Source organism: Streptomyces sp. NPDC058401, assembly GCF_042722885.1.
Taxonomy (GTDB): domain Bacteria; phylum Actinomycetota; class Actinomycetes; order Streptomycetales; family Streptomycetaceae; genus Streptomyces.
The window spans coordinates 1-23233 of sequence record NZ_JBHXKA010000132.1; the positions used below are offsets into that span (position 1 = coordinate 1).

General features: G+C 72.0%; 18 protein-coding genes. 8 read left to right on the forward strand and 10 right to left on the reverse strand.

Annotated features, from left to right (window positions below; genetic code table 11):
* Window positions 1-72: 72 nt before the first annotated feature.
* Window positions 73-651 (reverse strand): DUF937 domain-containing protein, encoded by a 579-nt coding sequence (locus ACFWNV_RS32765; RefSeq protein ID WP_383954094.1) that lies wholly within the window; start codon window positions 649-651, stop codon window positions 73-75.
* Between the two features lie 301 nt (window positions 652-952).
* On the opposite strand from ACFWNV_RS32765, the gene ACFWNV_RS32770 reads away from it, so the two are divergent.
* Complete coding sequence (locus ACFWNV_RS32770) at window positions 953-3199, forward strand: ATP-dependent RecD-like DNA helicase (protein WP_383954096.1); 2247 nt, start codon at window positions 953-955, stop codon at window positions 3197-3199.
* A gap of 183 nt (window positions 3200-3382) precedes the next feature.
* Window positions 3383-4672, forward strand: coding sequence for a citrate synthase (locus ACFWNV_RS32775; protein WP_243335006.1), 1290 nt, complete (start codon window positions 3383-3385; stop codon window positions 4670-4672).
* A 293-nt stretch (window positions 4673-4965) separates the two neighbouring features.
* Here the strand turns inward: ACFWNV_RS32775 and ACFWNV_RS32780 are convergent, their stop codons facing one another.
* Window positions 4966-7269 (reverse strand): heavy metal translocating P-type ATPase, encoded by a 2304-nt coding sequence (locus tag ACFWNV_RS32780; RefSeq protein WP_383954098.1) that lies wholly within the window; start codon window positions 7267-7269, stop codon window positions 4966-4968.
* Between the two features lie 100 nt (window positions 7270-7369).
* Window positions 7370-7603 (reverse strand): heavy-metal-associated domain-containing protein, encoded by a 234-nt coding sequence (locus ACFWNV_RS32785; RefSeq protein ID WP_250739571.1) that lies wholly within the window; start codon window positions 7601-7603, stop codon window positions 7370-7372.
* A gap of 185 nt (window positions 7604-7788) precedes the next feature.
* Here ACFWNV_RS32785 and ACFWNV_RS32790 point away from each other — a divergent pair, with 185 nt between their 5' ends.
* Window positions 7789-9042, forward strand: coding sequence for a cation:proton antiporter (locus tag ACFWNV_RS32790; protein ID WP_383954121.1), 1254 nt, complete (start codon window positions 7789-7791; stop codon window positions 9040-9042).
* Here ACFWNV_RS32790 and ACFWNV_RS32795 read toward each other — a convergent pair.
* Window positions 9020-9778, reverse strand: coding sequence for a TetR/AcrR family transcriptional regulator (locus tag ACFWNV_RS32795; RefSeq protein WP_383954100.1), 759 nt, complete (start codon window positions 9776-9778; stop codon window positions 9020-9022). The two genes, ACFWNV_RS32790 and ACFWNV_RS32795, sit on opposite strands and share 23 nt — an antisense overlap.
* 141 nt (window positions 9779-9919) lie before the next feature.
* On the opposite strand from ACFWNV_RS32795, the gene ACFWNV_RS32800 reads away from it, so the two are divergent.
* Window positions 9920-12166: an MMPL family transporter gene (locus ACFWNV_RS32800; protein WP_383954102.1), complete on the forward strand. Its 2247-nt coding sequence runs from the start codon at window positions 9920-9922 to the stop codon at window positions 12164-12166.
* A 44-nt stretch (window positions 12167-12210) separates the two neighbouring features.
* Here ACFWNV_RS32800 and ACFWNV_RS32805 read toward each other — a convergent pair whose 3' ends face one another.
* From ACFWNV_RS32805 to ACFWNV_RS32820, 4 genes are all read right to left on the reverse strand, one after another.
* Entirely contained in the window at window positions 12211-12411 is a 201-nt protein-coding gene (locus tag ACFWNV_RS32805) for an AlpA family transcriptional regulator (protein ID WP_053674774.1), read from the reverse strand.
* A 238-nt stretch (window positions 12412-12649) separates the two neighbouring features.
* Window positions 12650-13186, reverse strand: coding sequence for a GNAT family N-acetyltransferase (locus ACFWNV_RS32810; protein WP_383954105.1), 537 nt, complete (start codon window positions 13184-13186; stop codon window positions 12650-12652).
* 70 nt (window positions 13187-13256) lie between these two features.
* Window positions 13257-14270 carry a Gfo/Idh/MocA family protein gene (locus ACFWNV_RS32815; RefSeq protein WP_383954107.1) on the reverse strand — a complete coding sequence of 338 codons (1014 nt, stop codon included), beginning with the start codon at window positions 14268-14270 and terminating at the stop codon, window positions 13257-13259.
* A 54-nt stretch (window positions 14271-14324) separates the two neighbouring features.
* Window positions 14325-15239 carry a sugar phosphate isomerase/epimerase family protein gene (locus ACFWNV_RS32820; protein WP_383954109.1) on the reverse strand — a complete coding sequence of 305 codons (915 nt, stop codon included), beginning with the start codon at window positions 15237-15239 and terminating at the stop codon, window positions 14325-14327.
* Between the two features lie 66 nt (window positions 15240-15305).
* On the opposite strand from ACFWNV_RS32820, the gene iolC reads away from it, so the two are divergent.
* Genes iolC through ACFWNV_RS32840 form a run of 4 tightly spaced genes read left to right on the forward strand, consistent with a single transcriptional unit; the run spans window position 15306 to window position 20695 of the window.
* Window positions 15306-16292: a 5-dehydro-2-deoxygluconokinase gene (iolC, locus tag ACFWNV_RS32825; protein WP_383954111.1), complete on the forward strand. Its 987-nt coding sequence runs from the start codon at window positions 15306-15308 to the stop codon at window positions 16290-16292.
* Between the two features lie 7 nt (window positions 16293-16299).
* A complete protein-coding gene (gene iolB / locus ACFWNV_RS32830; RefSeq protein ID WP_383954123.1) occupies window positions 16300-17283 on the forward strand; it encodes a 5-deoxy-glucuronate isomerase in 984 nt (327 codons plus the stop codon).
* Window positions 17280-19184 carry a 3D-(3,5/4)-trihydroxycyclohexane-1,2-dione acylhydrolase (decyclizing) gene (gene iolD, locus ACFWNV_RS32835; protein ID WP_383954113.1) on the forward strand — a complete coding sequence of 635 codons (1905 nt, stop codon included), beginning with the start codon at window positions 17280-17282 and terminating at the stop codon, window positions 19182-19184. Before iolB ends, iolD begins: the two co-directional genes overlap by 4 nt.
* 11 nt (window positions 19185-19195) lie before the next feature.
* Entirely contained in the window at window positions 19196-20695 is a 1500-nt protein-coding gene (locus ACFWNV_RS32840) for a CoA-acylating methylmalonate-semialdehyde dehydrogenase (protein WP_383954115.1), read from the forward strand.
* A gap of 132 nt (window positions 20696-20827) precedes the next feature.
* Here ACFWNV_RS32840 and ACFWNV_RS32845 read toward each other — a convergent pair whose 3' ends face one another.
* Window positions 20828-22042 carry a hypothetical protein gene (locus ACFWNV_RS32845; protein WP_383954117.1) on the reverse strand — a complete coding sequence of 405 codons (1215 nt, stop codon included), beginning with the start codon at window positions 22040-22042 and terminating at the stop codon, window positions 20828-20830.
* A 72-nt stretch (window positions 22043-22114) separates the two neighbouring features.
* Window positions 22115-23137 (reverse strand): WxL protein peptidoglycan domain-containing protein, encoded by a 1023-nt coding sequence (locus ACFWNV_RS32850; RefSeq protein WP_383954119.1) that lies wholly within the window; start codon window positions 23135-23137, stop codon window positions 22115-22117.
* Window positions 23138-23233: the final 96 nt, after the last annotated feature.

The window sequence follows — 23233 nt, forward strand, 5'->3', positions numbered from 1 at the left end:
GTCCGGACCCGGCCCGGGTGTGCTTCGTCCGAACGGGTGAAACGGGCTGGTGGAACCGGCGGGTGAGACCGGCTACTTCTTGCCGCCGCCGAGGATCTGGCCGAGCAGGTCGCCGAGGCTGCCGCCGGCCGCGGGGGCCGCGCCCGCCGCACCGGGTACCGCTCCCGGCGACGGGATGGCGGACTCGCCGCCCGCCGCCGTGGGGGCTCCGGCGCCCGCGCCCCCGGCCTTCCCCGCCGCGCGCTTGGCGAAGACCGCCAGCAGGACGGGGATCAGCAGCTCGATGACCCGGGCGACGGTGGGCGCCGGGATGCCGGTCTTCTTCGAGACGGCATTGGCCACGGGCTTGCTCACCTTGGCGAGCACCCCGGCCATCATTCCGCCGCTGAGCATGCCGCCCAGGCCGCCGCCGAGGGTGGCCACGCCTTCCAGCGGGGCCTGGGTGACCTCGGCGAAGGCCTGGCGGACCTCGTTGCCGTCGTCGTCATCGGCGTCGGCCTTCTGCTGGAGGTCGCCGGTCATCGCCCCGACCGTGGCCGCGACGGTGTCACGGGCGCCGTTCGCGTCGGTGCCGAGGAGGCCGGCGATCTCGGTCAGCTTGTCGTCGCCGAGTTCGTTCAGCACGTCGTCCTGGAAGGAAGGTTCGCTCATGTCTGAAACGCTACTTCTGTGGCGATTCGGCGGCACCTCGGATGGCCTTCAGAACCCCCTTGGGTAATGGAAAGGTAAAGTTCCGAATCCTCGTGCAACCAAGAGCAGGGGTCGCGGGTCGTATGGTGCGTCGGGAAACTTCCGGGGGGGATCCGGGGGGATCGGGAAGTCCGACGAGGGAGGGGTAACCGTGAGGGGGTCCGGCCGGAAGGCGGGACCCCCTTTTGGTTCGTCCGTGCGCAATCGCCTCGATTTCCACAGGCCCGGCGGACCTGTCGCACCCGGGCTGTAGCTTCGGGCCATGACGACGAACGCGCCCCTGGCACCGGCGGTGGTCGAAGGCGTGCTGGAGCGCATCACCTACGCCAACGAGGAGAGCGGGTACACGGTCGCCCGGGTGGACACCGGCCGTGGCGCCGGCGACCTGCTCACGGTCGTCGGATCCCTCCTCGGGGCCCAGCCGGGCGAATCCCTGCGCATGGAGGGCCGCTGGGGCTCGCACGCCCAGTACGGCAGGCAGTTCACCGTGGAGAACTACACGACGCTGCTGCCCGCGACCATCCAGGGCATCCGGCGCTACCTCGGCTCCGGCCTCATCAAGGGCATCGGCCCGAAGATCGCCGACCGGATCGTGGAGCACTTCGGCCTCGACACCCTCGACGTCATCGAGGAGCAGCCGAAGCGGCTGATCGAAGTGCCGGGCCTCGGCCCCAAGCGCACCAAGCTGATCGGTGCGGCCTGGGAGGAGCAGAAGGCCATCAAGGAGGTCATGGTCTTCCTCCAGGGGGTCGGCGTCTCCACCTCCATCGCGGTGCGCATCTACAAGAAGTACGCCGACGCCTCCATCTCCGTGGTGAAGAACCAGCCGTACCGGCTCGCCGCCGACGTCTGGGGCATCGGCTTCCTCACCGCCGACCGCATCGCGCAGGCCGTCGGGATCCCGCACGACAGCCCGGAGCGGGTCAAGGCGGGCCTCCAGTACGCCCTGTCCCAGTCCGCCGACCAGGGGCACTGCTTCCTGCCCGAGGACCGGCTCATCGCCGACGGGGTCAAGCTGCTCCAGGTGGACACCGGGCTGGTCATCGACTGCCTGGCGGAGCTCGCCGCCGATCCGGAAGGGGTCGTACGGGAATCCGTGCCCGATCCGCAGGGCGGTCCGGACCCCCTCACCGCCGTGTACCTGGTGCCGTTCCACCGCGCCGAACTGTCCCTGGCCGGCCAGGTGCGCCGCCTCCTGAACGCGGACGAGGACCGGCTGCCCGCCTTCCGGGACGTGGACTGGGACAAGGCCCTGGGCTGGCTCGCCGGCCGGACCGGGGCCACGCTGGCGCCCGCGCAGCGCGACGCGGTCCGCCTCGCCCTCACCCGCCGGGTCGCGGTGCTCACCGGCGGGCCGGGCTGCGGGAAGTCCTTCACCGTCCGCTCGATCGTGGAGCTGGCCCGGGCCAAGAAGGCCAAGGTGGTCCTCGCCGCCCCCACGGGCCGGGCGGCGAAGCGGCTGGCCGAGCTCACCGGGGCCGAGGCCTCCACCGTGCACCGGCTCCTGGAACTGAAACCGGGCGGGGACGCGGCGTACGACCGGGAGCGGCCGCTCGACGCGGACCTGGTCGTGGTGGACGAGGCCTCGATGCTCGACCTGCTGCTGGCGAACAAGCTGGTCAAAGCCGTGGCACCGGGTGCCCACCTGCTGCTGGTCGGGGACGTGGACCAGTTGCCCTCGGTCGGGGCGGGCGAAGTGCTGCGCGATCTGCTCGCCGAGGGCGGACCGGTCCCGGCCGTCCGGCTCACCACCATCTTCCGGCAGGCCCAGCAGTCCGGGGTGGTGACCAACGCCCACCGGATCAACACCGGCCTGCCGCCGATCACCGACGGGCTGCCCGACTTCTTCCTGTTCCCCGAGGAGGACACGGAGGAGGCCGGGAAGCTCGCCGTGGACGTCGCCGCCCGTCGAATTCCAGCCAGATTCGGCCTCGATCCGAGGCGGGACATCCAGGTGCTGGCCCCCATGCACCGCGGTCCGGCCGGCGCCGGGAACCTCAACGCGCTCCTCCAGCAGGCCATCACCCCGGCCCGGCCGAACCTCCCCGAGAAGCGGTTCGGCGGCCGCGTCTTCCGGGTCGGCGACAAGGTCACCCAGATCCGGAACAACTACGACAAGGGGGCCAACGGGGTCTTCAACGGCACGGTCGGCGTGGTCACCGGCCTTGACCTGGAGGAACAGCGGCTGACCGTGCGCACGGACGAAGACGAGGAAGTGGCCTACGAGTTCGCGGAGCTCGACGAGCTGGCCCACGCGTACGCCGTCACCATCCACCGCTCCCAGGGGAGTGAATATCCGGCCGTCGTGATCCCCGTCACGACCGGCGCTTGGATGATGCTCCAGCGGAACCTTCTGTATACGGCCGTCACCCGGGCGAAGAAACTGGTCGTCCTCGTCGGGTCCCGCAAAGCCCTCGCCCAGGCGGTGCGTACCGTTTCCGCAGGCAGGAGGTACACGGCCGTCGCACCCAGGCTGTCCGGCCGGATACCGGTGGGAAACATCACCTAGATGATCGATCATTTGGGGTTCCTACAACGGTTCCGGAGGGGGCAGGATGTGCACGCTGGCGGCACTGAGTGCCGTCAAAAACACCAAAGCTCGACCCCGAGTGCACTCACCTGCGCCAAATGGGGGAAGGTAGAGGCAGTCAGGGCACCTCGAAGAAGAGGCACTACGTCGGTGAGGGATGACGTGAGCGACAACTCTGTAGTACTGCGGTACGCGGACGGTGAATACACCTACCCGGTGGTCGAGAGCACCGTCGGTGACCAGGGCTTCGACATCTCGAAGCTCAGGGCTCAGACCGGGCTGGTCACCCTGGACAGCGGCTACGGAAACACCGCCGCCTATAAGTCCGCCATTACCTACCTCGACGGTGAGCAGGGCATCCTGCGCTACCGCGGATACCCGATCGAGCAGCTGGCGGAGCGCTCGACCTTCATCGAGGTCGCCTACCTGCTGATCAACGGGGAGCTGCCGACCGTCGACCAGCTCGCGTCGTTCCGCAACGAGATCACCCAGCACACGCTGCTGCACGAGGACGTCAAGCGCTTCTACGACGGCTTCCCGCGCGACGCGCACCCGATGGCGATGCTGTCCTCCGTGGTCAGCGCGCTGTCGACGTTCTACCAGGACAGCCACAACCCGTTCGACGAGAAGCAGCGCAACCTCTCGACGATCCGGCTGCTGGCCAAGCTCCCGACGATCGCGGCGTACGCGTACAAGAAGTCGGTCGGCCACCCGGTGGTCTACCCGCGCAACGACCTCGGCTACGTCGAGAACTTCCTGCGCATGACCTTCTCCGTGCCGGCCCAGGAGTACGACCTGGACCCGGTCGTGGTCGCCGCGCTCGACAAGCTGCTCATCCTGCACGCGGACCACGAGCAGAACTGTTCGACCTCCACCGTGCGTCTGGTCGGCTCCTCGCAGGCGAACATGTTCGCCTCGATCTCCGCCGGCATCTCGGCCCTGTGGGGCCCGCTGCACGGTGGCGCGAACCAGTCCGTCCTGGAGATGCTCGAGGGCATCAAGAACGACGGCGGCGACGTCGACGCCTTCATCCGCAAGGTGAAGAACAAGGAAGACGGCGTCCGCCTCATGGGCTTCGGACACCGCGTCTACAAGAGCTTCGACCCCCGGGCGAAGATCATCAAGGCGGCGGCGCACGATGTCCTCTCGGCGCTCGGCAAGGACGACGAGCTCCTCGACATCGCCCTGAAGCTGGAAGAGCACGCGCTGGCCGACGAGTACTTCGTCGAGCGCAACCTCTACCCGAACGTGGACTTCTACACCGGCCTGATCTACCGGGCCATGGGCTTCCCGACCGAGATGTTCACCGTGCTCTTCGCGATCGGCCGGCTGCCCGGCTGGATCGCCCAGTGGCACGAGATGATCAAGGAGCCCGGCTCCCGCATCGGCCGCCCGCGCCAGATCTACACCGGCGAGGTCCTGCGCGACTTCGTCCCGGTCGAGTCCCGCTGACCCGAGGGTCGAGCCGCAGTACCCGCAGGACTCGTAGAACGTCTTGTACAGGAAAAGCGCCCCGCCATCGATCCCCCCACGGGTCGAAGGTCGGGGCGCTTTCCTTACCCCGGAACGGATTCCCCCCACGGGACCCGGACCGGGTGTCTGCGCGCCGAGGCAACGTGTAGTCGTACCAACACGTTTTCGGCATCGCCCCATTAGACCCATGGGGGTGTCCGAAGGTTACGCCGGGGTCCCTGTGATCTGCGTCTCGTGTGAAGGATCCGTGCGCGAGACGTGAAGGGTGATCACTAGCGGAAGGACCGCAGCCGCAGGCTGTTGGTGACCACGAAGACCGAGGAGAAGGCCATCGCGGCCCCCGCGATCATCGGGTTGAGCAGTCCGGCGGCGGCCAGCGGCAGCGCCGCGACGTTGTAGCCGAAGGCCCAGAAGAGGTTGCCCTTGATGGTGGCCAGGGTCCGGCGCGAGAGCCGGATCGCGTCCGCCGCGACCCGCAAGTCGCCCCGTACGAGGGTCAGGTCGCTCGCCTCGATCGCCGCGTCGGTGCCGGTGCCCATGGCCAGGCCCAGGTCGGCCTGGGCCAGCGCGGCGGCGTCGTTGACCCCGTCGCCGACCATGGCGACCGTACGGCCCTCGGACTGGAGCCGGCGCACGACGTCCACCTTGTCCTGCGGGAGCACCTCGGCGATGACCTCGTCGATGCCCACCGCGCGGGCCACGCTCCGCGCCACGGCCTCGTTGTCGCCCGTCAGCAGGACCGGGGTCAGACCCAGCGCCCGCAGCCGGGACACGGCCTCGGCGCTGGTCTCCTTGACCGCGTCGGCCACGGTCAGCACCCCGCGGGCCTCCCCGTCCCAGGCGACCAGCACGGCGGTGGAACCCTCGGCCTCGGCCGCGGCCTTGACCTCGGCGAGTGCGGCGGGCAGCGCGATCGACCAGTCGGCGAGCAGCTTCTCGCGCCCCACCAGGACGGCGTGGCCGTCGACCACGCCCTGGACCCCGAGTCCGCCGTGGTTCTCGAAGCCCTCCGGGACCGACAGGCCGCCGGGGAGGTCCGCGGCCGCCGTCGCGACGGCCCGGGCGATCGGATGCTCGGAGGCGTGCTCCAGGGACCCGGCCAGGCGCAGCAGTTCGTCCGCGTCCACGCCCTCGGCGGGGTGGGCGGCGATCAGGGTCATCCGGCCGGTGGTCACGGTGCCGGTCTTGTCCAGGACGACGGTGTCGACGCGCCGGGTGGACTCCAGCACCTCGGGGCCCTTGATCAGGATGCCGAGCTGCGCGCCCCGGCCGGTGCCGACCATCAGCGCGGTCGGGGTGGCCAGGCCCAGGGCGCACGGGCAGGCGATGATCAGGACGGCCACGGCGGCGGTGAAGGCGGCCGTCGGGTTGTCGGTGATCAGCAGCCAGGTGATCCAGGTGCCCAGGGCCAGTACGAGCACGACCGGGACGAAGACCCCGGAGATCCGGTCGGCGAGGCGCTGCACCTCGGCCTTGCCGTTCTGCGCGTCCTCGACCAGCCGGGCCATCCGGGCGAGCTGGGTGTCCGAGCCGACGCGGGTGGCCTCGACGACGAGGCGGCCGGAGGTGTTGACGGTGGCTCCGGTGACGGTGTCGCCCACGGTGACCTCGACCGGGACCGACTCGCCGGTCAGCATGGCGGCGTCCACGGCGGAGCTGCCCTCGACGACCGTGCCGTCGGTGGCGATCTTCTCGCCGGGCCGGACGAGGAACCGGTCGCCCACGGCGAGCGCGCTCACGGGGATGCGGACCTCAGTTCCGCCGCGCAGGACCGCCACGTCCTTGGCGCCGAGCCGCATCAGGGCCTTGAGGGCCTCGCCGGCCTTCCGCTTCGAGCGGGCCTCCAGGTAGCGGCCGAGCAGGATGAAGCTGACGACTCCGGCCGCCACCTCCAGGTAGATGGCCGAGGAGCCGTCGGTACGGGAGACGCTGCCCCCCTGAACTGTGAAGAGGGCGAAGCCGTGCCGCATGCCGGGCATTCCGGCGTGGCCGAAGAACAGGGCCCACAGCGACCAGGCGAAGGCGGCCCCCGTGCCCACCGAGACCAGGGTGTCCATGGTGGCGGCGCCGTGCCGGGCGTTGGTCCAGGCGGCCTTGTGGAAGGGGAGCGCGCCCCAGACGACGACGGGGGCGGCGAGGGTCAGCGAGAGCCACTGCCAGTTGTCGAACTGGAGGGCCGGGACCATCGCGAGCAGTACGACGGGCAGCGAGAGCGTCACGGAGACCAGGAGGCGCTGGCGCAGCGCGGCCAGCTCGGGGTCGCGGGCCTCCTCGGCCCCGGCGGCCTGCGAATCCGGTTCGGGCTCCGGCGGCGGGGGCTCCTCGGCGGTGTAGCCGGTCTTGACGACCGTCGCGATGAGGTCGGCGACCGCCACGCCTTCGCCGTACGAGACCTTGGCCTTCTCGGTGGCGTAGTTCACCGAAGCGGTGACCCCGTCCATCCGGTTCAGCTTCTTCTCGATGCGGGCCGCGCAGGAGGCGCAGGTCATCCCGCCGATGGTCAGCTCGACCTCGGCGGTGGGCGCGGTGGCGCCGGCTGCCGCTATGGGTCCGTCGTGCACTGTGCTGCTGCTCATGATCCGGGCTCCAGGGGGAGGGCCGGGCCGTACGGAACCAGTATGAGCTGACCGGTACGGCCCGGCGGGGTACTGCGGGGTACGGCCGAAGAGGGAGGGATCAGGCCTGGCCGGCGAACTCGTAGCCGGCCTCGTCGACGGCGGCGCGCACGGCGGCCTCGTCGAGCGGGGCGGCCGAGACCACGGTGACCTCGCCGGTCGCGGCGACGGCCTTGACCGAGCTGACGCCCGCCAGGGCGGTGAGCTCGGCGGTGACCGCGCCCTCGCAGTGCCCACAGGTCATGCCGGTCACCCGGTAGACGGTGGTGGTCTGGGTGTCCGTGTCGGCGCTCATGTCGTTCTCCTCTTCAAGGGCGTTTCCGGGGGCCGGAAGACGGCGGATCGCCCGTGGAGGGTCCACCGTTCATCCCGACGCTTCGAGACTATACCCCTAGGGGGTATCAATGCGAGCATCCGGTGGGTGTGCGGCGAGATCTTTTGCGGTGGACAATCACGGCGAAGCGTATGTAAATGGCACACATGGCGCACCCGGGGATCACTCTCATCCTGATCATGTCGATCGCGGTGCTCGCGCCCCTGCTCGCGTACGGGGTCTCGCGCTGGCTCCCCGTCCCGCTGGTGATCTTCGAAATCGTCCTGGGCGTCCTGGTCGGACCCGACGTCCTCGGCTGGGCACGCTCCGGCGAGGTCATCGACGTGCTCAGCGAGCTCGGCCTCGCGATGCTGATCTTCCTGGCCGGCTACGAGATCCAGTTCGCACAGGTCAAGGGCGACACCCTGAAGCGGTCGGTGTGGGCCTGGATGGCCGCCCTCGCGCTGGGGCTCGGGATCGGCCTGCTGATCTCGGGCGGCGGGTTCGAGAAGGGCGTCTACATCGGCACCGCGCTCACCAGTACCGCGCTGGGCACGATCCTGCCGGTCCTGCGGGACTCGGGGGACCTCCAGGGCCGGTTCGGCTCGGTGATGATGGCGATGGGCGCCGTCGGCGAGTTCGGGCCGATCATCGCGATGGCCCTGCTGCTCAGCGGGCGGGCGCCGGCGCAGTCCGCGGCGCTGCTGATCGGCTTCGCGGTGCTCACGGCCGCCGCGGTGTTCTGGGCGATGCGGCCCAAGCCGCCGTGGTTCGCCCGGGTCATCGCCAAGACCCTGCACAGCAGCGGCCAGTTCGCGGTGCGCCTGGTGGTGCTGATCCTCGTGGCGTTCCTGGCGCTGTCCGAGGTGCTCGGCCTCGACGTCCTGCTCGGCGCCTTCGCCGCCGGACTGATCACCCGGCTCGTGCTGCACGGGGCCGCCCCGGAGAGCAGCGAGGCCGTGCTGTCGAAGGTGGAGGCCTTCGGTTTCGGCTTCCTGGTGCCGCTGTTCTTCGTGGTCACCGGGATCGAGTTCGACCTGACCGCGCTGCTCGGGGGCGGGCGGGTGCTCCTGCTGCTGCCCGTGTTCCTGGTGCTCTTCCTCGTGGTGCGCGGGCTCCCGATGTGGCTGCTGGCCCCCCGGGACCTCGGGCGCAAGGACCGGTCGGCGCTGGTCCTGTTCGGCTCCACGGCGCTGCCGCTGGTGGTGGCGATCACCACCCTGGGCGTGCAGGCCGGAAAGCTCGGGTCGGGGGAGGCCGCGGCGCTGGTCGGGGCCGGGATGGTGTCCGTACTGGTCTTCCCGCTGGTGGGGCTGCGGTTGCGGGCGGGATCCGGTGGCGGTGACGGGTCCGGGCCGGGCCCGGGCGGCCCGGGTCCCGGGGGTGTCGGGGAGATGGTCAGTGAGGAAGAGGCGTGGTGATCATCGGGTCGAGGTAGCGGAACAGGACGGTCTTCAGTTCCGTGACGTACGCGGCCCGTTCCGCGCCCTCGCTGGCCAGGATCAGTTCGAGCGAGGTCTTGACGATGCCGAGCACCATGGTGGCCACGTGGGTGAGTTCGGCTTCGGTGGCGGGGGCGCCGTCGGCGGCCGGGGTGACGCAGGCCCGCAGCACCCCCTCGACGCGGGTCAGCATGCCGACGTGCAGCTCGTCGTGTTCCTGGGCGATGCCGGGGATGCCGGAGCCGTGCATGAGCGCCAGGAAGGCCGGGTTCTCGCAGTTGAAGGCGATGACCGGATCCAGGACGGCGTCGAGCAGTTCGGGCAGCGGGCGGTCCAGGTTCTCGGGGAGGAAGGCCCGGCCGTGCGCCTCGTGGGCGCGCTGGAGGAGGTGCCCGCCGAGCTCTACGGCGATGGCCTCCTTGTTCGGGAAGAACTGGTAGAGCGTGCCCGGGGAGACGCCGGCCTCGCGGGCGATGGCGTTGGTGCTGGCCGCCGCGTAGCCCGTTCGGCAGAACACCCCGGCGGCAGCCGCCAGGAGCTGGGCGATCCGGCGCTCGCCGCGGGCCTGGCGGCGGCGCGGGGCGGCTTCCGTGATGCCTCCGGTGATGTCTCCGGTGGCGCCTTCCGTGACGCTTTCTGAGGGTGTTCCCGGTGCGGCCTCCGCGGTCGGTTCACCCGCTTTGTCCGCCTTCTTGGTCCGAGAGGTCTCCCGCATGTCCAATCCCTTGCTTCCCGTTGCTTCCCGTGGGTGATTGACAAACGCGAGAGGTCGCTCGCATTCTTGAAGAACGCGAGCGACTGCTCGTGTTTGCCAGTCTAAGTGGCCTGGCAACCACGGTGAAGGGGACACCGAGACATGTCCGAAGTCAAGAAACCGCCGTCGCCTGGGGAGGGCGGCCGGTGGACCGGGTTCGTCACCACACGGCCGAGGCTCTCCCTGCTGCTCGCCCTCGTGGTCACGGCCCTGGCCGTCTTCGCCGGCGGAGGCGTCGCCGACCGGCTGGGAAGCGGGGGCTGGGAGGACCCCGGCGCCGCCTCCACCTATGCCACCAAGGCCCTGGAACGCGAGTTCCCCGGCTCCCAGCCCAATCTGCTCCTGCTCCTCGACGCCGCGGCCGGCGCCGGCGCGGCCGGGGTGGACGACCCCGCCGTCGCCGCCGAGGCGGAGCGGCTGACCGCGCGGCTCGCCGCCGAACCGGGAGTGACCGGCGTCGGCTCGTACTGGCGGACCGGGCTGCCCACCCTGCGCTCCGAGGACGGCCGCCAGGCCCTGATAGCCGCCCGGGTGCTCGGCGACGAGAAGACGGCCAACGCCGTCCTGGAGCGGATCGTGCCGAGCTACCGCGGCGAGCACGGACCGGTGAAGGTGTCCATCGGCGGGCCGGCCGCCGTCCAGCGCGAGGTGACCTCCACCATCCAGGAGGACCTGCTGCGCGCCGAGCTGATCGCCCTGCCCGTGACGCTCGTCCTGCTCATCCTCGTCTTCGGCAGCGCCATAGCGGCCCTGCTGCCCCTCGGTGTCGGCATCATCGCCATCATCGGAACCAATGCCGTGCTGCGCGGGCTCACCGAGTTCACCGACGTCTCCGTCTTCGCGCAGAACCTGACCACCGCCCTCGGACTCGGCCTCGCCGTCGACTACGCCCTGTTCATCGTCCGGAGGTTCCGCGAGGAGCTGGCCGCCGGGCGCGACCCGGTGGCGGCCGTCGGAGTCACCCTGCGGACCGCCGGACGGACGGTCCTGTTCTCGGCGCTGACCGTGGCCGTCGCCCTCTCGGCCATGCTCTTCTTCCCGATGTACTTCCTGCGCTCCTTCGCCTACGCCGGAGTCGCGGTGGTCCTGCTCGCCGCGGCGGCCGCGCTCGTCGTGCTGCCCGCCGCGCTGGTGCTGCTGGGGGAGCGGGTCAACTCCCTCGACCTGCGCCGGCTGTGGCGCCGTAGCGGACCGGCCGGGAGCGACCCGGCCCGGGCCGGGGGCGGGCGGGGCTGGGCCCGGCTCACCGATCTGGTGATGCGCCGCGCACCGGTGTTCGCCGTGGTCACCACGGCCGGACTGCTGCTGCTCGGAACGCCCTTCCTCGGAGTGAAGTTCGGCACCGTGGACGACCGGCAGCTGCCGACGACCGCCTCGTCGCACGTGGTGCAGCAGCAGATCCGCGAAGGCTTCCCGGGCAGCCCCGGCGGAGCACTGACCGTGCTGACCGAGGGGGCCTCCGGCGCCGCCGATCTCGACGCCTACAAGCGCCGGGTGGAAGCCCTGCCCGGAGTGCTGGGGGTGGAGGGGCCGGTGAGTTCGGCCAACGGCAGCGGATCCGCCTACTTCTCGGTGCTCACCAAGGGCGAGGAAGTGGGACAGGAGGCCCAGGATCTGGTGGGCCTGGTCAGGGCGGTGGACGCGCCCTTCGACACGGCCGTGACCGGACAGGCCGCCGTGCTCGTCGACGCCCGCGACGCGATAGCCGAGAAACTGCCCCTCGCGCTGGCCGTCGTGGTGCTGGCCACGCTCCTCCTGGTCTTCCTGCTCACCGGGAGCCTGCTGATACCCGTCCAGGCGGTGCTGCTCAACGCCCTGAGCCTGACCGCGATGTTCGGGGCGGTGGTGTGGGTGTTCCAGGAGGGCCACCTCTCCGGACTGCTGTCCTTCACCTCCACCGGAGACATCGAGACCACCCTGCCCGTGCTGATGTTCTGCATCGCCTTCGGACTCTCCATGGACTACGGGGTGTTCCTCATATCCCGGATCAAGGAGGAGTACGACCGGACCGGGGACCACGAGGGCGCCGTGCGCGCCGGACTGACCCGCACGGGCGGACTGATCACCGCGGCGGCCGTGATCCTGGCGGTGGTGATGGTCGCCATCGGCAGCTCGCGGGTCACCAACACCAAGATGCTGGGCCTGGGGATCGCGCTGGCCGTGCTGATGGACGCGATGGTCGTGCGGAGCCTGCTGGTGCCGGCGGTGATGAAGCTGACCGGGAAGGCCACCTGGTGGGCGCCGGCACCGCTGCGCAGACTGCACGAACGCATCGGGCTGAGCGAGGGGGAGCCGGCGCCCACCGCCGAACAGCCCGCGCCCGAGCCGGTGCCCGCCGGGAGCCGCTAGCGGACGGGGCCCGGGAGGGTCCCGTCCCTGGACCGGACGCCGCGTCAGTCCTCGCGGCGTCCGCGGTTGCCGGGCCGGCGTGCCACCCAGGCGCGGATGGTGTCGGCGTACCAGTAGGGCTTGCCGCCCTCCACGTGGTCGGGTGCGGGCAGCAGCCCGTGCTTGCGGTAGGAGCGCACCGTGTCCGGCTGGACCCGGATGTGAGCGGCGATCTCCTTGTACGACCACAGCTGTCGGTCGCTCATCCTCGACACCTCCTTGTCCACGCCGCGGGGCCGGCCGGGAGGCCGTCGGGGGAGCCGGCGCGTGGACACTGACGATCACTCAGGTTGTGCCCGGAGAACGACGCAGGGTGAGGTCAGGGGAGGGGCTGTCGTCCGCCTGTGACGGAAGACCCGCGTAATGCGGACATGTGTGACACATCCACGACTCCCGTGACATGGGCGGCACACGGGGCGCAGGCGGTACGCCCGGTTGCGCCCGTCACATGGGGAGGGAGAAGAGCCGTACCGGTCCCGAGGGCCAGATCGCGTCATCGTGCAGGGGGGTCACCATGGTGCGGAGCGGCATGGCGACCACGCGGTCTCCGGGCTGTTCGACGAGGACCTCCTCGTCGAGCGGGTGCCAGCCGAGCCGCTCGTACAGCGGCACGAGCGGTGGCCGGCAGAACAGGAGCGCGTGCCGCGGGCCCATCGTGCGGGCGTGGTCGAGTGCGGCCGCGAGGACGACCCGCGCCAGGCCGCGGCCTCGTGCGTCGGATGCGACGGCCACTCCTCCGACGCCCACCACCTCGGTCGTGGCGGCGCCGACCGCGATGGGCAGCCGGAGCAGGCCCGCGTGTGCCAGCAGCCGGTCGTCGTACGTGACGCCGAAGTGTTCCGTCTTGGGCAGCCACGTCAGGCCGGCCGCGTCCACACCGAACGGGTCGGCGCCGCCGCCGAGGATCTCGTCCTGCTCCGTCTTCGTGTACCGGGGCAGTCGCATCGCGACCGGGGCCGTGGAGGAAGGTATCTCGGGCATTCCCCCATGATGCCCCTGCCGTCCGAAGGCCTGCCTTCGGGTGCGTCCCGGGGCCGCGGCGGCGGCCGGATCAGCGGTACAGGGGCGGGCGTTCGGCCAGGGCCACCGGGGTGCGTACGCCGCTGCGGGCCGCGGTGAGGCCCGCCTCGGAGACGGCCGCCGCCGCATAGCCGTCCCACGCGTCGGGGCCGTCCACCCGGCCCAGCGAGGCCGCGGCGACCCAGCGGCGGAGCTGGCGGTCGTAGGCGTCGGCGAACCGCACCGTGAAGTCCTGGTCGATCTCCCCGCCCCACCGGCCCGCCGCCTGGACGACCATCGCGTGGCCGTCGCCGATCCGGGCCGTGCCGGACTCGCCGACCGCCTCGCACTGCACCTGGTAGCCGAAGCCGCAGTTGACGAAGATCTCCACGTCGACCACGGCGCCGCCGGAGGTCTCCATGAGCACGAACCGGGGATCGCGCAGCCCCTCGGGGGCGGCCGAGGAGGGCGTCGGGGAGAGCACGGTCACCGCGGTGATCTCCTGGCCCAGCAGCCAGCGGGCCGCGTCCACCTCGTGCACCACCGAATCGCTGATCAGCATGTCGCTGGTGAAGAAGGACGGCGAGGAGGCGTTGCGGTGCCGGCAGTGCAGGAACAGCGGCCGCCCGATGCCGCCCGCGTCCAGCAGCTCCTTGAGCCGCGCGTACTCGGCGTCGTAGCGCCGCATGAAGCCGACCTGCACGAGCCGGCGGCCCAGCCGCGCCTCCGCCTCCATGATCCGCAGGGCGCCCGCCGGACCGGGCGTCAGCGGCTTCTCGCAGAGCACCGGCAGCCCCCGCTCCAGCGCGTGCAGGATCGCTTCCTCATGGGCGGGCCCGGGCGAGGCGATCAGTACGGCGTCCACCCCGGGCGCCGCTATCGCGGCCGCCGGATCGGTGTGCGCGCCCGCCCCGTCCAGACCGGCCGCGACCTCCTTGACCCGGTCCCCGTCCGGGTCGGCCACGGCCACCACCCGGGCCCCGCCCACGGTCCGCCCGAAGCGCCGGACGTGGTCGGAGCCCATCTTCCCGGTACCGATGACGGCGATGCCGAGCGTGCTGGTCATGTTCTGTTCCTCCAGGAGGGTTCGTACGGCCGGGGGATGGCCGGGGGATCCGGTTCAGCGGGCTCCGCAGGAGCGCAGGTGGGCGCGGGTGCGGCGGGCGATCGGCAGCGGCCGGTCGGGCGGGCACGGGTACATGTCCTGCTCCACGATGGCGAACAGGTCCACGCCGAGCCGCTCGGCGGCCGCCAGCACCGGCTCCAGCGCGGGCACCCCCGCCGGCGGTTCGCACATCACCCCGCGGGCCACGGCCGGCCCGAAGGGGACCTGGTCCCGGACGACTTCGGCGAGGATCCGCGGGTCGACCTGCTTGAGGTGGAGGTAGCCGATCCGCTCGGCGAAGGTCTCGATGGCCTGCACGCTGTCGCCGCCGCAGTACGCGTAGTGCCCGGTGTCCAGGCAGAGGGAGACCAGCGCGGGATCGGTGGCGTCGAGGAAGCGGGCCACGTTCTGCGGGGTGTCGATGTGCGTGTCAGCGTGCGGGTGGACGACGATCCGCAGCCCGTACTCGTCCTGGACCCGCTTCCCCAGCCGCTCGGTCTGCGTGGTCAGTTCGCGCCAGGCCTCCGGGCTGAGGGTGCGGTCCTCCAGCACCTCGCCGGTCTTGTCGTCGCGCCAGAAGGCGGGGATCACCACGAGGTGCGCCGCGCCCATCGCCCGGGTCAGTTCCGCGATCCGCGACACGTGCTTCCAGGTGTCCTCCCAGACGGCGGGCCCGTGATGGAGTCCGGTGAAGACGGTCCCCGCCGAGACCCGCAGGCCGCGCGCCCCGACCTCTTCGGCGAGCCGGACGGGATCGGTGGGGAGATAGCCGTAGGGGCCGAGCTCGATCCACTCGTACCCGGCCTCGGCGACCTCGTCGAGGAACCGCTCCCACGGGGTCTGCCGGGGATCGTCGGGGAACCAGACCCCCCAGGAGTCCGGAGCCGATCCGACGCGGATACGGGTCAACGCGGGTGGTGAGGACGTCATACGGCCACCTTAGGGTGCGAGGCTCTTGGGTACGGGGAGCACTCGGTCGGGAGGAATGGTGTGGTGATGGCTGCGGATCCGTTGGCGTTCGACCTGATCACGATGGGCCGGATCGGGGTGGATCTCTACCCCCTGAAGACGGGCGTACCGCTCGCGGAAGCGGACACGTTCGGGAAGTTCCTGGGGGGTTCCCCGACCAACGTCGCCGTCGCGGCGGCCCGACTGGGCCGGCGGACGGCGGTGATCACCCGGACCGGCGCGGACCCCTTCGGCGCGTATCTCCGTGCGGAGCTGCGCGGGTTCGGGGTCGACGACCGGTGGGCCGGAGAGGTGGCGGCCTATCCGACGCCGGTGACCTTCTGCGAGATCTTCCCGCCCGATGATTTCCCGCTGTACTTCTACCGGTACCCGAAGGCGCCGGACCTGGAGATCGCCGCGGACGAGCTCGACCTCGACGCGGTGCGGGCGGCGCGGGTGTTCTGGATGACCGGCACCGGGCTCAGTGCGGAGCCGAGCCGGACGGCCACCCTGGCCGCGCTGGAAGCGCGCGGCCGGAGCCCGTTCACGGTGTTCGACCTGGACTGGCGGCCCATGCTGTGGCCCTCCGGGTCCGGGGACGGGGGCGGGGGCGCCGGGCCGGTGGAGTGGTACCGCCGCGCGCTGTCCCTCGCCGGCGTCGCCGTGGGCAACGCCGAGGAGTGCGCGATCGCCACCGGCGAGACCGAGCCGTACGCGGCGGCGCGGGCGCTGCTCGGCGCCGGGGTGGAGCTGGCGGTGGTCAAACGGGGACCGGCCGGGGTCCTGGCCGTCCACCGCGACGGGACGGTCGTGGAGGCAGCGCCGGTCCCGGTGACCGTCGTCAACGGGCTCGGCGCGGGGGACGCCTTCGGCGGGGCGCTGTGCCACGGGCTGCTCGCGGGGTGGGAGTTGGAGCGGGTGATCCGCTACGCGAACGCGGCCGGGGCGATCGTGGCCTCGCGGCTGGCCTGTTCGACGGCGATGCCGTTCGCGGCGGAAGTGGAGGAGGTGCTCGGCCGTGCCGGTGGTGTCTGAGTGGGCGATGGAGTGGACGAGGCTGCTCGTCCTGGACCTGGTACCGGGGGAGGTGTACGCGCACCCGTGCGGGGAGTCGGAGTGGATCGTGCTCCCCCTGGCGGGCGGCTGCGAGGTCCGCTGCGCGGAGCCTCCCCCCACCCCGCCCCTTCCCGAAACCGGGGGCGCTACCCCCGGCCCCCCGCCCCGGGGCTCCGCCCCGGACCCCCGCGCCGGGGCGCACCCCCACGAGTCGGCCGACGCCCGCGACAAACACCCCCCTCCGGCGTTTGAGGAGCGGGGTCCGGGGCGGCGCCCCGGGAGCGGACCGCAGGTCTTCCGGCTGCGGGGGCGACGCGGGGTGTTCGACGGCCCGACCGACTTCGCCTACCTCCCCCGGGACGGGCACGCCGAGATCGTCTCCCGCGAGGGCGGCCGCTTCGCACTCGTCGGCGCGCGCTGCGAGCGCAGGCTGCCCGCCCGGTACGGGCCCGCGCGGGAGGTCCCCGTAGAGCTCCGCGGAGCAGGACAGTGCTCCCGCCAGGTCAACAACTTCGCCGCCGCCGGCGTCTTCGACTGCGACCGCCTCATCGCCGTGGAGGTGCTCACCCCCGGCGGCAACTGGTCCTCGTACCCGCCCCACAAGCACGACGAGCACCACCCCGGCGTGGAATCCCGGCTGGAGGAGATCTACTACTTCGAGATCGCCCCGCACGGGGACACGCCCGGCCTCGGCTATCAGCGTGTCAGCCCCTCCCCGGCGGGGAAGACCGACATCCTCACCGAGGTGAGGACCGGTGACGCGGTCCTCATCCCGGACGGCTGGCACGGTCCGTCCATCGCCGCGCCCGGCCACGACATGTACTACCTCAACGTCATGGCGGGACCCGGCGCGACCCGGGAGTGGCTCATCCGCGATCACCCCGATCACGGCTGGATCCGCTCCACCTGGACCGGCCGGGACATCGACCCCCGGCTACCCTTCCACCACGGAGCGGAGGACCCCGCATGACGCCGACCCCGACGCCGACCCAGACCCCGACCGTCCGGCTCACCGTCGCGCAGGCCCTCGTCCGCTTCCTCGCCCGGCAGTACACCGAGCGCGACGGACACCGGCAGCGGCTGATCGCCGCCACCTGGGGGATCTTCGGGCACGGGAACGTCGCCGGGATCGGCCAGGCCCTGCTGGAGGCCGGCCGCGAGGAGATGCCCTTCCTCCAGGGCCGCAACGAGCAGGCCATGGTGCACGCCGCCGTCGGGTACGCGCGGCAGAGCGGGCGGCTGTCCGCGCACGCCGTCACCACCTCCATCGGCCCGGGCGCCACCAACCTCGTCACCGGGGCCGCCCTCGCCACCATCAACCGGATCCCGGTGCTCCTGCTGCCCGGGGACGCCTTCGCGACCCGGCCCGCCGACCCCGTGCTCCAGCAGCTGGAGGTCCCCCACGCGGGTGATGTCTCCGTCAACGACACCCTGCGCCCCGTCTCCCGCCACTTCGACCGCATCACCCGTCCCGAGGCGCTGATCCCCGCCGCGCTCCAGGCCGTACGGGTGCTCACCGACCCGGTGAGCACCGGCGCCGTCACCCTCGCGCTGCCGCAGGACGTACAGGCCGAGGCGTACGACTGGCCCGAGGAGTTCTTCGCCGAGCGGGTGTGGGGCGTACGCCGGCCACGGCCCGACCGGACCGAGCTGGCGCAGGCCGCCCGGGCCGTACGGGGCTGCGCGCGGCCGCTGATCATCGCCGGCGGCGGGATCCGGCACAGCGCCGCGGGGGCGGCGCTGGCGGAGTTCGCCGAGGCCACCGGCATCCCGGTGGCCTCCACCCAGGCGGGCAAGGGGGCCCTGCCGTGGGACCACCCCGCCGATGTGGGCGGGATCGGGCACACCGGCACGGCCACCGCCGACGCGCTGGCCCGCGGAGCCGATCTGGTGATCGCCGCCGGGACCCGGCTCACCGATTTCACGACCGCCTCCGCGACCCTGTTCCAGGACCCCGGCGTGCGGTTCCTCGGGCTCAACCTCGACCCGTACGACGCCCACAAACTCGCCGCCCGCCCCCTGGTGTGCGATGCCCGGGCGGGTCTGGAGGAACTGGGGGCCGAGGTCGCCGGGTACCGGGTGGACCCCCCGTACGAGGCGGCGTACAAAGAAGGGAAGAGGGCGTGGGAGCGGCTGGTCGACAGGGCCTACGCGGCTCCCGACGAGGACTCCGTCCCGACGCAGGCACAGGTGCTGGGCCTGCTCGACGGCCTCGTCGACGGTGACGACATCCTGATCAACGCCGCCGGTTCGCTCCCCGGGGACCTGCACAAGCTGTGGCGGGCCCGCTCCGCGGACCAGTACCACGTCGAATACGGGTACTCCTGCATGGGCTACGAGATCCCCGCCGCGATCGGCACCGCGCTGGCCGCCCCCGGCCGGCCGGTGTGGGCCCTGGTCGGCGACGGGACGTACCTGATGAACCCGACCGAGATCGTCACCGCCGTACAGGAGGGCATCCCGGTCAGGCTGGTGATCCTCGACAACCAGGGATACGCCTCGATCGGCGGCCTCTCGGAGGCGGTGGGCGCCGAGGGGTTCGCTACCGCCTACCGCTTCCGGGCGGTCGACGGTTCGTACAGCGGTGCGCCGCTGCCGCTGGACCTGGCGGCCAACGCGGCCTCCCTCGGGATGGCCGTGATGCGCCCCCGCACCATCGGTGACCTGCGCAAAGCCCTCGCCGAGGCACGGGCGGCGGACCGTCCCACATGTGTCTACGCGCAGACCCGAACACCCGACACTGTGTCGGGCCCGCCCCCCGCACAGGCGTGGTGGGATGTCCCTGTGGCCGAGACCGCGACCCGTGCGTCGGCGGCTCAGGCCCGCGAAGAGTACGACCGGCAAGCCGCGCAGCGACGTCGCCATCTGTAAAGGAGTTAGGCATGAAGACCGTCAACCACTGGATCGGTGGCAAGACCGTCGAGGGCGCGTCGGGCAACTACGGCCCGGTCACCGACCCGGCCACCGGCGAGGTCACCACCCAGGTCGCCCTCGCGTCCGCCGACGAGGTCGACGCTGCGGTACAGGTGGCCAAGGAGGCGTTCCTGTCCTGGGGGCAGTCCTCGCTGGCCGCCCGCACCAAGGTGCTGTTCGCCTACCGCGCCCTGCTGGACGCCAACCGCGACGCGATCGCCGAGCTGATCGTCGCCGAGCACGGCAAGGTGCACTCCGACGCGCTGGGCGAGGTCGCCCGCGGCCTGGAGATCGTCGAGCTGGCCTGCGGGATCACCGTGCAGCTCAAGGGCGAGCTGTCCACCTCGGTGTCCAGCCGCGTGGACGTCTCCTCGATCCGCCAGCCGATCGGCGTGGTCGCGGGCATCACCCCGTTCAACTTCCCGGCGATGGTGCCGATGTGGATGTTCCCGCTGGCCGTGGCCTGCGGCAACACCTTCATCCTCAAGCCGAGCGAGAAGGACCCCTCGGCCTCCACCCTGCTGGCGCAGCTGGCGAGCCAGGCCGGTCTGCCGGCGGGCGTGCTGAACGTGGTCCACGGTGACAAGGTCGCCGTCGACGCGCTCCTCGCGCACCCCGACATCGCGGCCGTCTCCTTCGTGGGCTCGACCCCGATCGCCCGCCACATCCACACCACCGCCTCCGCCAACGGCAAGCGGGTCCAGGCCCTGGGCGGCGCCAAGAACCACATGCTGGTGCTGCCGGACGCCGACCTGGACGCCGCCGCCGACGCCGCGGTCTCGGCCGCCTACGGCTCGGCCGGCGAGCGCTGCATGGCCATCTCCGCGGTCGTGGCCGTCGGTTCCATCGCCGACACCCTCGTGGACAAGATCCGCGAGCGCGCCGAGAAGATCAAGATCGGCCCCGGCAACGACCCGACCTCCGAGATGGGCCCGCTGATCACCGCGGCCCACCGCGACAAAGTCGCCTCCTACGTGAAGGGCGCGGCCGCGCAGGGCGCCGACGTGGTCCTGGACGGCACCGGCTACACGGTGGAGGGCAAGGAGAACGGCCACTGGATCGGCCTCTCGCTGCTGGACAACGTCAAGACCGACTCCGACGCCTACCGCGACGAGATCTTCGGCCCGGTGCTGTGCGTGCTGCGCGTCGACACCTACGAGGAGGGCGTGGCGCTCATGAACGCCTCGCCGTTCGGCAACGGCACGGCCATCTTCACCCGCGACGGCGGCGCCGCCCGCCGCTTCCAGCTGGAGATCGAGGCCGGCATGGTCGGCGTCAACGTGCCGATCCCGGTGCCGGTGGGCTACCACTCCTTCGGTGGCTGGAAGGACTCGCTCTTCGGCGACCACCACATCTACGGCAACGACGGCACCCACTTCTACACCCGGGGCAAGGTCGTCACGACCCGCTGGCCCGACCCGTCCGACGCCCCGGCCGGTGTGGACCTCGGGTTCCCGCGCAACCACTGACCGCCGGCGTCAGCGCCAGGTCCGGGCCCCGGACACCCCGCAGTACTGCTCGCCCCCCGCAACCCTCACCGCGGGGGGCGAGCCCGTTTCCGCTTCCGTTTCCGTTTCCGGGCCGGGGCGCCCCGGCCCGGATCAGAACAGCGACCAGACGTCCGCCGACGCCGTCTGCGACCAGAGGGGGTCGCCGTGCCCGTAGCCCGGGACGACGGTGAAACGGACCCGCCGGTTGCCGCCCGCCCGGATCAGCCGGGGGCCGCGCGCGTGGTCGCCGCGACCTAGTTCGGTGTTGATCCACACCACTTCGGTGGTGATCCGCTCCCAGTCGATCGCGTACGTCTTCTCGTCGCCCGCCCAGACCGCGGCCAGGTCCCGCGCCAGCGCGTCCGGGATCAGCCCGCTGCCCAGACCGGCCGCGGCCGCGTGCCAGGCGGCCAGTGTGGTGTGGGCGAGGCCGAAGCGGTCCCCGGCCGGGGTGGCCCCGAAGGCGTACGAGCCCGCGGCGTGGCCCTGGGTCTGGATCCAGTCCGCCGGGCCGGGCAGCAGGGACGTGCGGACCAGCACGAAGTGGGCCAGCCCGGCGTTGGTGAAGCGGAGCCCCGGGTCCGGGGGCCAGGGGACCTCGGAGGCGCCGCCCGGGTCCGTGACGGCCCGGGCGAGCAGCGCCGCCAGACCCGGGTCCATCGCGTACGCACCCCGCTCGATCCGGGCCTCGAACACGTCCCGGGTCTGGGCCGCCCGTACCGCCAGGTCCCCGGAGTAGGGGCCGGTCGTGTCCAGGGCCACCACCCGGGTCAGGCGGGGCGAGTCGTCGTGCGAAGCCGCGTCCAGGGCGAGCAGGGCCCCGGCGGAGTGGCCGACGTACTGGTACGGCAGCCCCAGTGCCCCGTCCAGCGCCTCCACGACCGCGGCCAGATCCCGGCGGTGCGCCGCGAGCCCCCAGTCGGGGCCGATGTCCTGCGCGGCCGCGGCGTCCTCGCGCGGGGTGACGCCGACGACGAGCAGGCCCTCGCGGCGCAGCCGGTGGGCGAGGTTCAGGTCGGACGGGGTGAAGAAGGAGGAGCCGAAGTTCAGTCCGCCGCCCGGCAGGAGGTACGCGATCCCGTGCGGGGTCCGCCGGGTGTCCGCGACCACGTCCACCGCGACCGGGGCCGGACCGCCGTCGTCGAGCGGGAGCGTGAGCCGGATCCAGCCGTCCCCCGGGACGTACACCGCCGTACCGGTCCCCAGCGTCCGCTCGACGAGGGAGAGCAGTTCGATCCCCGCGGCGGCGGTGTCCGCCGCCGGGCCTGCGGGGACGGTTCCGTGCGCCGGCCGGCCGGGCCCCGCTTCGCCGTGCTGTCGTGCCATGTGTGGTGCCTCCCGGCGCCTTCCCCTGCCCGGCGATGGCCGAATGCCGTCACCTGGGGACACCTTTACCGATCATCGCGCTTCAGCCAAGTCCGGTGCCGGTTCCGGCCGTTCGGCGGCGGCGGCCCGGCGGCGCCGGCGCAGCACCCGGGCGCCGATGGCCGCCCCGGCCAGGACCAGGAGGGCGCCGAGTGCGGTCCACGGCACGGCGAGGAAATCCGTAGCGGAGGAGGAGACGAGGTCGGGGTAGGCGGAGGCGCCCGCGGTGATGTCGACGGTGACCCAGTCCGACTGGGGTGCGTCCGCCCACTCCTCGGTCAGCTCGATCCGCTGGCCCGGCAGCAGGACGAGCTTCAGCTCGCGCGAGGGCCGGTCGAGCACCCGGCGGCCGAACAGCCCCTCGGCGGAGACGGTCACCTTCGGCTCGACGACCACGTTGCCCCGGTTGACCAGGGAGTACGTGATCTTGGCGCGGGCGTCCTTGACCCAGGGCAGCAGCGGCGCCGCCCGGCTGACCTTCACGTCCTCCACGCTCAGCCCCGGGGTCACCGGCCCCGGAACCCGGAAGTACAGCCGGGCGCCGACCTGGCGCTTCACCCCGACCTGGACCTTGCCCTCCTGCTGGATGCCCTCCACGGCGGTGTTGAGGGCGACGATCCCGCCCACGTGGTCACCGGGCGTCGCGTCCGCCGGGACCTTCACGGAGAACGGGAAGTCCTTGCGGCCCTTGGGCGGCACGGTGACGGTGTTCTTGGTCTCGGGCGGCAGGACCACCCAAGTCCCCACGTCCTTGGGCTTCGTCTCCACCGGCAGCAGCGCGAACCCGCCGCCCACCGGGGTGTTGACGGCGTCGGTGGCGAAGATCTGGAACGTCAGCTCCTTGTCGGAGGAGTTCACGATCGTCGCGCTGTCGCTGATGGTGCTGCCGGCCTCCCCCTGGTGGAAGAAGTACGCCCGGTCGGTCATCGCCGCACCGGCCGGGGGTGTCGGGAAGACGCCCCAGGTGCCGTTGTCCGCGGCCGTCGCGGGCAGGGCCGGGAGCAGCAGGGCGGCGAGGCCGAGGAGCAGGCCGAGGAGGAGGGTGCGGGTGCGCATGGGCGGTTCTCCAGTCGGGCCGGACGGGGCGGGGATCGCCGGTGGTTGCCGGTGGTTGCCGGGGGGGGTGTGCGGAAGGGTGGTGCGGCGCCGGAG

Bases quoted from the DNA above. Each gene is read 5' to 3' on its own strand.
- ACFWNV_RS32845 (WP_383954117.1), bottom strand. From the start codon at position 22,042: ATGGCACGACAGCACGGCGAAGCGGGGCCCGGCCGGCCGGCGCACGGA.
- iolD (WP_383954113.1), top strand. From the start codon at position 17,280: ATGACGCCGACCCCGACGCCGACCCAGACCCCGACCGTCCGGCTCACC.
- ACFWNV_RS32770 (WP_383954096.1), top strand. From the start codon at position 953: ATGACGACGAACGCGCCCCTGGCACCGGCGGTGGTCGAAGGCGTGCTG.
- ACFWNV_RS32790 (WP_383954121.1), top strand. From the start codon at position 7,789: ATGGCGCACCCGGGGATCACTCTCATCCTGATCATGTCGATCGCGGTG.
- ACFWNV_RS32765 (WP_383954094.1), bottom strand. From the start codon at position 651: ATGAGCGAACCTTCCTTCCAGGACGACGTGCTGAACGAACTCGGCGAC.
- ACFWNV_RS32800 (WP_383954102.1), top strand. From the start codon at position 9,920: ATGTCCGAAGTCAAGAAACCGCCGTCGCCTGGGGAGGGCGGCCGGTGG.
- ACFWNV_RS32780 (WP_383954098.1), bottom strand. From the start codon at position 7,269: ATGAGCAGCAGCACAGTGCACGACGGACCCATAGCGGCAGCCGGCGCC.
- ACFWNV_RS32805 (WP_053674774.1), bottom strand. From the start codon at position 12,411: ATGAGCGACCGACAGCTGTGGTCGTACAAGGAGATCGCCGCTCACATC.
- ACFWNV_RS32815 (WP_383954107.1), bottom strand. From the start codon at position 14,270: ATGACCAGCACGCTCGGCATCGCCGTCATCGGTACCGGGAAGATGGGC.
- ACFWNV_RS32850 (WP_383954119.1), bottom strand. From the start codon at position 23,137: ATGCGCACCCGCACCCTCCTCCTCGGCCTGCTCCTCGGCCTCGCCGCC.
- ACFWNV_RS32795 (WP_383954100.1), bottom strand. From the start codon at position 9,778: ATGCGGGAGACCTCTCGGACCAAGAAGGCGGACAAAGCGGGTGAACCG.
- ACFWNV_RS32785 (WP_250739571.1), bottom strand. From the start codon at position 7,603: ATGAGCGCCGACACGGACACCCAGACCACCACCGTCTACCGGGTGACC.
- ACFWNV_RS32840 (WP_383954115.1), top strand. From the start codon at position 19,196: ATGAAGACCGTCAACCACTGGATCGGTGGCAAGACCGTCGAGGGCGCG.
- ACFWNV_RS32810 (WP_383954105.1), bottom strand. From the start codon at position 13,186: ATGCCCGAGATACCTTCCTCCACGGCCCCGGTCGCGATGCGACTGCCC.
- ACFWNV_RS32820 (WP_383954109.1), bottom strand. From the start codon at position 15,239: ATGACGTCCTCACCACCCGCGTTGACCCGTATCCGCGTCGGATCGGCT.
- iolB (WP_383954123.1), top strand. From the start codon at position 16,300: ATGGAGTGGACGAGGCTGCTCGTCCTGGACCTGGTACCGGGGGAGGTG.
- iolC (WP_383954111.1), top strand. From the start codon at position 15,306: ATGGCTGCGGATCCGTTGGCGTTCGACCTGATCACGATGGGCCGGATC.